Genomic DNA, 8,442 nt, shown 5'->3' on the forward strand with positions numbered 1-8,442 from the left:
GTTCCGGGAGATCCGGCGGCACCGGGGGCTCCGGGGGAACCGGCAGCTCCGGCGGCACCGGGAGATCCGGGGGAACCGGCAACTCCGGCGGCACCGGGAGATCCGGGGGAACCGGCAACTCCGGCGGCACCGGGAGATCCGGGGGAACCGGCAACTCCGGCGGCACCGGGGAATCCGGGGGAACCGGCAACTCCGGCGGCACCGGGAGATCCGGGGGAACCGGCAACTCCGGCGGCACCGGGAGATCCGGGGGAACCGGCAACTCCGGCGGCACCGGGAGATCCGGGGGAACCGGCGGCTGCGGCGGTTCTGGCGGGACCGGCGGCTGCGGCGGTTCTGGCGGGACCGGCGGCTGCGGCGGTTCTGGCGGCTGCGGCGGTTCCGGCTGTGGCAGCGGGACGGGCCACGACTCCACCTCGTTGTGGAATGGACCCGGCATCTCGAACTCGTAGTCCTTCGGTGGATGCGGGATGCGCGAGCGCAATGCCCAATTCGGCGGCATACGACGGGGGCGTGCGGGGTCCGAGGACGACGGATGCTCGGGCGACCCCGAATCACCGTCGCGGTTCGAACGGGCACCGCCCGATGACTCATCCCCACCGTCGTCACGGTTCACGGGAGCGCCGCGGTTCGACGGATCCTCGCCGTCGTCACGCTCCGGACGCGGTGCCTCCCCAGTGCCGTCGTCAGGCCCGCGAGCCGCCCGCGAACCGGGCTCCCCGTGCTGCGGAGAACGATGCGTGGAGCGCTCCCGATCGGCTCGGCGCACCGCCTCTTCGACCTGAGCGAGTTCATCCTCGGCATCGAACACCCGCCGAGCCGCACGCTCCAGCTCCGCCACCCGCTCCTGCCACGGCCTCTGCTCGTCCACCCGCATCGTCCGCCCACGCAGACCCTCGAGCGCGTCCTCCAACGCATCCCGCGTCAGGTCCTCATCGTTGACCGGCAAACCACGACGAGCATCCGCAAGCGCAGCCTGCGCATCGGCCAACTCCCGCGCCGCCGCATCCCGCTCAGCGGACAGACGCGCACGCTCGGCATCGGCCTCGGCGCGCGCCAACTCCTCGGCCGCACTCGACACCGGTGCTTGCTCACTCGAGAGCTCACCGGCTTCCCGGGTGACCTGCGCGAGGGCGTCATCCAGCCGGGCCACTTCGTCCTCGGCATCGAACACACGCCGGACCACGTGCTCGAGCCGCGAGAGCCGCTCCTGCCACGGCCCCTGCTCATCCACCCGCATGGTGCGTCCGCGCAGACCCTCGAGCGCGTCCTCCAACGCATCCCGCGTCAGGTCCTCATCGTTCACCGGCAAACCACGACGAGCATCCGCAAGCGCAGCCTGCGCATCGGCCAACTCCCGCGCCGCCGCATCCCGCTCAGCGGACAGACGCGCACGCGCCGCATCCGCCGACGTCCGAGTCTCACGCGAGACCCGTTCGGGCGTGGACTCGTTCGAGTGGGACGCGAATGCTCGAGCGGCCTGTTCAACTGCCTCGTTCAGCAGGGAGACTTCGTCCTCGGCATCGAACACACGCCGGGCGGCGCGCTCTAGTTCCGCGATCCGCTGCTGCCACGGTTGCTGCTCGTCCACCCGCATCGTGCGCCCGCGCAGATCGTCCAGCGCGTCATCCAACGCATCCCGCGTCAGATCGTCGTCGTTGACCGGCAATCCCCGGCGAGCATCCGCGAGTTCGGCCTGTGCGGTGGCCAGCTGCCGCGCTGCCGCATCTCGTTGGTTAGACAGGCGTTGGAGTTCGGCTTCGGCCTCGGCACGCGCGGAGTCCTCGGCCGCGTCCTCCGATACCGGCTGACCGGGTGAATTGTCTGGCTGCGGATCGGCAGCTCGGGCGGCTCGATCGAGCGCGTCGTCCAATCGAGTCAACTCGGTGTCGGCGTCGAACACGCGGCGTGCGGCACGCTCCAGCTCCGCGACCCGTTCCTGCCACGGACCCTGCTCGTCCACCCGCATGGTGCGTCCGCGCAGATCGTCGAGCGCGTCCTCCAACGCATCCCGCGTCAGGTCCTCGTCGTTCACCGGCAATCCACGACGAGCATCCGCAAGCGCGGACCGCGCGTCCGCCAACTCCCGCGCTGCCGCGTCCCGCTCAGCGGACAAGCGCTCCGAGTCGGCGCGGGCGGCGCGCTGGAGAAGGTCGGTGAGGGCTGCGATGTCGTCGGCCCGCTGGACGACTTCCGCGCGCAGCTCGGCCTGTACCTCGGCGAGCTGGGCGGGCGTCAGTCGCTCGTTCTGGTCGATTTTGCCGTCGCGGTACACCTCGTAGACCTCGGCCCATCGTTCGGGGCTCGCGTCGGTGAGGTCCACGCCGACCAGGCGTGCGAAGTCACGGCTGGCTCCCCGGTCCGGGCCGGGCGGGATACCGGTCTCACCGTCGAGCATGCCGAGGCGACCGGGGGCCTCGGTGAGGTGGGCGACGTCGCCGATGACGTCCAGCAGATGCCGAACGGCCTTGTCGTGCACCGGGAATTCGACATCCGACACGCGCGGGTCGACCGCCTGATCGCCGTGTTCGCGCGGGTCGAACACGTCGACGGCGGCGAGAGCGTCGGCGTAGTCGGTGAGCGCGTCGACCAGGTTCGCATGCAGGTTCGGCCGCTGCGCCAGATCGGCGATCACCTCGCCCAGTTGCGCGATGCCGGTGATCGGCACCGTTCCCGGCAGCGCGTCCAGACGCCGGACCAGCCGGTCGTCGGCGGCGGCGATCGCGTCCGGGTCCATGCCGCGCAACAGTTTCGCGTATCCGACCAGTGCCTCGGCCCGCTGCTGGCGCAACGCGTTACGGGTGGCCGGGTCCGCGATCGTCCCGGCGAGACGCCGCGGTGTCATCTCCGCCGGCTCCAGGCCGAGCCGGTGCGCCAGAAGGTTCCGCGCGTCGCCGACCTGGTGGTAGGTGTCGATGTCCCACGCGGTGCGTGCGTAGTCGATGATCGCCTCGATCTGGCCCGCGCGAATCGCGTTCTCGTCGCGCAGCACCGCGAGCCGTTCGGCGAGCAGGTCCGGGGAACCCAGCTCCGCTTCGGTAAGGCCGAGGCGCGCGGCGAGTTCGCCGATGGCGGCGCCGATCTCGGCCCGCGACAACGGTTCCGGCGTCTGGGCGGGAAGAGCGCCGGAGTCCACGGGAGCGTCGGGCACGACGCGCCAGCCGTCGCCGTCGTTGACCACGGTCACATTTAGCCCGCGTCCCTCGACCGCACCGGCGAAGTGACGCACCTGCGTCGCCCCGCCGTCGACGATCGCGATTCGTTCCGGAGTGAAACCGCCCCCGGGCAGCGGACGGCCCGGCTGCACATCGCTGATCAGATAGCGCACCTCGATGATGCCCGCGTTCACGGCCTCCGCCAAGCGCGGATGCGCCGCGAGCGCGTCGGCGACGACGCGGTCGTGGTCGAGCCTGCCGTCCACGACCACCAACCGCATCGGCCCGCCCGGCTCGCCGGGGACCAGGCCGAGCCCGGTGCCGTCCTCGAGCAGAACGCCACCCTGCGCGAGCACCCACTCCCGCCCGGCCATATCGCCGATCAGGCCGGTGAGCTCGTCCGCAGCGGCGTCGGCCCGCAAGAACTCGTCGGCGTCGGCGAGGAAGGCGATCAGGCCGCGGGCGTGCTCGCGGATACGGTCCATCTCCTCGGCGAGCGCGTCGGCCAGCTGATCCGGGTCGAGCGCGTGCAGATCGGCGCCGAGCAGTTGCGCCCACACCGAACGCTCGTCCTTGATCTGGTCGCGGCGCAGCGCGTTCTCGAAGAACGCGCGCAGACCCTGGTCCTGTCCCGGCTGGTCGGTGTCGTAGAGGTCGCCCCATTCGCGGCTCGGCTCGCCGCCGTTGTTGACGCCCTCCCAGTTCAGCAGGGTGGGATTGCCGCCGAAGGCGCGCACGACCTCACCCAGGAACCGGTTCATCGGGTTGGCGTCGAAGAAGCCGATCTCGTCGCTGTAGGGGATCCGCTCGTGTTCGGCGTTGTACCGGTGGGACGCCTCGGCGAGACCGGTCAGCGCGCCGATCCGGCGAACCTGCTGGTACCGCAGCAGATCCCCGGCCCGGCGGACGTTCTCGGCGTTCGGTTCGCCGAGATCCACACCGAGGGCATCGGCCGCGGCCGTGAGGGCGTCGGCCAGTTCCCGGCGGCGGGCCGACGCTTCGGACAGCTCGTGCAGCCAGTCCGCGAGTTCCCCGGTGCCGGCGGGCAGCTCTTCGCCGGGACGCTCCGGCGAATCCGGTGTGGCCTCGGGCGTCTCGCCGTCGGTCAGCTCCGGACTGGTCCGCGCTGCCGCGAGCGCGCGGGCGGCGTCCTCGGCCTGTCGCTTCAGTTCCTCGAGTTCGACGCCGAGTTCCCGGCGCACCAGCTCCGGATCGGCTTCCTCCAGCCAGTAACGGTATTCCTCGCCGTCGCGGCTGGTCGGTGTGTCGTACTCGGCGGCCCGGCTGGCGACCCGGGAGGTCAGGCGCTTCAGCAGCGGGACGAGTTCCCGCTTCCGCCACATGGTGACGGCTTCCTTGAGAATGCGGGCCGGGTTGAACTTGATTTGCAGCACCTCGTATTCGTCGCCCGGCGCGGGTGTCGGATCGTAGTGCTTGGTGAGCGGCAGCCCCGCTTCGTGGCCGAGCAGCGACTGGCCCGCGCTGTCGACGCTGGAGCCGGAGGGGTACTTCGGGTTCTGTCCACGGAATCCGGCCTTCAGCGCCTCCCAAAGGCGACGCAACCGCGACATCGGCCGCTCCGTTTGCCGTGGTGTGGGCACGGCGGTGTCGGCCGGCTCGGGCGCGTCCAGACGCTCGGGCACCTCCACCCGCCAGCCGTCGTTCTCGTCGGCGACCAGCCGCGCGGGCACCCGCTCGTCGTCGACCTCGATCGTGTACCGGCGGGTCTCGCCCGGCTCGGCGCCGGTCTGCCCGCGCGTGGCTTGGACGGCGTCGGCGAGGTCGGCAATGGCTTCCGCGTCACGGCGCACCGCGGCGCGCGCCTGGGCCACCGTCGCGTCCGGATCGCGATCGAGTTCCGCGGGATCGATGCGCAGCCGCCGCGCCCAGGTGTCGCGCGTCGCCGTCACCTGCGCGCGCAGGTCGGGGTGACTGGTGGCGCGGGCCCGCTCGGTCGCCGCGGCCAGCGCCTCGATCGCGCCCGCCCGCAATAGGATCCGGTAACGCAGGTCGGCGATGGTCGCGCCGAGATTCTCCGGCGACAGATCGGCCTCATCGAGGCCGAAGCGGTGCGCGAGCCGGTCGCGGGTCCGGTCGATGGGTTCCAGACGCGGGGCGCGGGACGCTGGATCGGCGGACGCCTCCTCGGGGTGTGGCGATTCCTGGGCCGCACGCCCGCGCGGGTCCAGTTCGCCATTGGAGTGCTGCTCGGCGGCTCGGGTGGCCTGTGCGAGGGCGTCGTCCAGCCGGGCCACTTCGTCTTCGGCATCGAATACGCGGCGGGCGGCGTGCTCGAGCTGCGTGATCCGATCCTGCCACGGCCCCTGCTCATCCACCCGCATCGTCCGCCCACGCAGACCATCGAGCGCGTCATCCAACGTATCCCGCGTCAGATCCTCGTCGTTCACCGGCAGGCCACGGCGAGCATCCGCGAGTTCGGCCCGCGCATCGGCCAACCCTCGCGCAGCCGCATCCTGCTGAGCGGTCAAACGTTCCACGTCGGCGGCTCGGTGCCCAGCCACACGATCGGCCTGACGCAAAGCGTCTTCCAACCGCGCGAGTTCGCCCTCGGCGGCGAACACACGCCGGGCGGCGTGCTCGAGTCCAGCGAGCCGGTCCTGCCACGGCCCCTGCTCGTCCACCCGCATCGTCCGCGAGCGCAGACCCTCGAGCGCGTCATCCAACGCATCCCGCGTCAGATCCTCATCGTTCACCGGCAGACCACGGCGGGTCTGCGCGAGCTCAGCCTGCGCGTCGGCCAGCTCCCGCGCCGCCGCGTCCCGGTGGGTGGCCAGGTTTTCCAGTTCCACCGGGGTCGGCTCGGCGGAAGCGAGCCGACCAGCGGGATCGGCGGCGGGAAGGGCACCACGGTTCGTGGGTGCCCCGGGCAGTTGCGGCGGGCGCGGTTCCTCGATCGGCAGGCCCGCGCGGCTCAGGTCGTCGCGTATCTCGCGCAGTTCGTCCTCGGGCGCCTCAGCCAGCCAGAACTGTTCGTCACCGTAGCGTTCCTCGCTGGTGAGGGGTTCGAAATCGTCCGGGTAGCGCATGCGAGGGCCGTCGGCGTCCTCCAGGAAACCGCGCACCCTGGCGAGTTCGGCAAGTTCGGCCAGCGCCGCCAGCGGATCACGCAGTACGGTGAACGTCTCGTCCAGACCCAGCGCCTCGGCCAACCGGCGGACGTGCTCGGCCTCGGCCGCGGTGAGCGGGCCCGCATCGCGCTGGTTGGGCCAATCGCGCTGTTCCCGAAGGAATTCGACCCCATCGCGCACCGGATTGCCCGTGCGGCGGGGATCGTCCGGCCGCCCACCGGTAGACGGCTCCGCGCTCGCGGGCGGAGTAGGCGGCCCGGACGGCGGGCCACCACCCGCGCCGTCGCCTTCGGCCTGTGGGTCCGCCGACTCTTGCGCCGTATCCGGCTGATCGACCGAGCGTTGCGGCTGCGCACCGGCCTCGGCACGCGCCGATTCCTCGGCGTCGTCATCCACCGCGCGTGAAGCCGAATCGCCGCCTTGGTTCTCCGCGGACAGCTCGACTCGAGCCGCCTGCGCTCCAGCATCGTCGGCCGCGGACGAAAGTGGTTCTCGGGCTTCGTTGTCCGAGGACGTCTCGACCACACGATCGGCCTGCGCAACGGCGTCTTCCGACCGCGCCAGCTCGTCCTCGGCAGCGAACACACGCCGGGCGGCACGCTCCAGTTCCGCGATCCGCTGCTGCCACGGTTGCTGCTCGTCCACCCGCATCGTGCGCCCACGCAGACCCTCGAGCGCGTCATCCAACGCATCCCGCGTGAGATCCTCGTCGTTCACCGGCAGACCACGACGAGCAGCCGCGAGCCCAGCCTGCGCGTTCGCCAATGCGCGCAGGGCGGCATCCCGCTGAGCGGACGGACGCGCGGGCTGGGCGGCGGTCCCGGTAGGCGCCCCCTCGGCCTCAGCGCCGCGCGAACGGTCCCGGCCACGTGTGGCACTTTCCGTGACGGGTTCCCTGGCTGCGGGTGGCGCGGCCTGCGGGCTCAGGTCGACCGATTCGGCGCTGGATCCGGCGAGTTCGCGTTCGAGATCGTCCAGGCGGTCCATGGCGCGGCGGTGGATCTCGTCCAGCTCGGCCAGCAGGCGTGCGTGCAGTTCGTCCAGCGCCTGGGTTTCGGGAGAGGTCCGCGTCGCGTGGTCCGGTCCGGCGGCGAGCTGGTCGAGCCGGGCCACGGCGGCGTCGAAGTGCTGATCGAGGTCCGCCGCGATCCCGTCGAGCTGGGTGAGCGTGTCGCGCAGCAGCTCGTCGAATTGCTGGTCGGTGCGGCGGGCCGCCTCGTCGAACTCCGTGCGGATGCGCTCGAGCGCCGCCTCGGCCGAATCCGCACGGTCGCCCTCGAGTCCCGCCGTCGCCGAATCCGCATGGTCGCCCTCGAGGCCCGCCTCAGCCGAATCCGCACGGTCGCTCGCGAGGCCCGCCTCAGCCGAACTCTCACTAATGCTCCCGAGTCCCGCCTCGGCCGAATCCGCGCGGAAGCGTTCGGTCCCAGCCTCGCTCGAATCCTCGCGAACGAACTCTGACCCAGCCTCGTCCGAACCCTCACGACCGCGCTCCGGCCCGACCTCGACCGAATCCTCCGGCTTCGCGTCCGAGCGGGCCGCGGCGGCGGATTCGGGCGACGCTTCCCCTTCGGTGCGCACGCCCTCCGTACCCAGCTGTGCGGACAGATCATCGAACCGCTGGGTGATCGCGTCTTCGAGTTCGGCGAGGCGGTCGAGGGCGCGCTGCCTGCTCCGGTCCAGATCGGCACCGGCCCGGCGCAGTAGCTCATCGAGTTGCTGGTCGATTCGCCGGTGCAGCTCATCGAGTTCGGCGAGTGCTCGGTGCGCGTCGTCCCGCGCGGACGGAGACGGTCCGGCTTCGGCCTGACGATCGGACTGCGCCCCGAGCTGTTCGGGTTCTCCCGGCTGGTCCTGCTCGCCCTCCGGACGCGCCGCCGTCCGCGGGTCGTGGCGCGCATCCTTCTCACCGGACTGGTGGCGTGCAGCGCTCGGAACAGCGCCGGATTCGGCCTCTGGAGCCACAAGGTCCGGCCCGACCTGCTCACCATCGCCCGGCTGGTCGGGATCGTCGGGCTCGCCCTGACGCGCGGCAGCCGGCGGGTCCTCCGGCGGCTTCTGCGCCCCACCGTCGCCGCTCGGTTCCGGCGCAGGCGACGCTGCCTCATCGTCCGAGCGCGGTTGCTGCCCGGTGGGCGGGCGGGCGCCGCCCTCGGTGGGACTACCGGTCGGCCCTTGGGGCGGGATCGCGCCCTGGG

At 71.8% G+C, this 8,442-nt stretch carries 1 pseudogene; it reads right to left on the reverse strand.

Features of this window, described 5'->3' with window-relative positions:
- Positions 1 to 8,442, reverse strand: a pseudogene (locus tag HOV91_RS37610) (hypothetical protein); the annotation flags it as partial.

Source organism: Nocardia barduliensis (assembly GCF_013315795.1).
GTDB lineage: Bacteria > Actinomycetota > Actinomycetes > Mycobacteriales > Mycobacteriaceae > Nocardia > Nocardia barduliensis.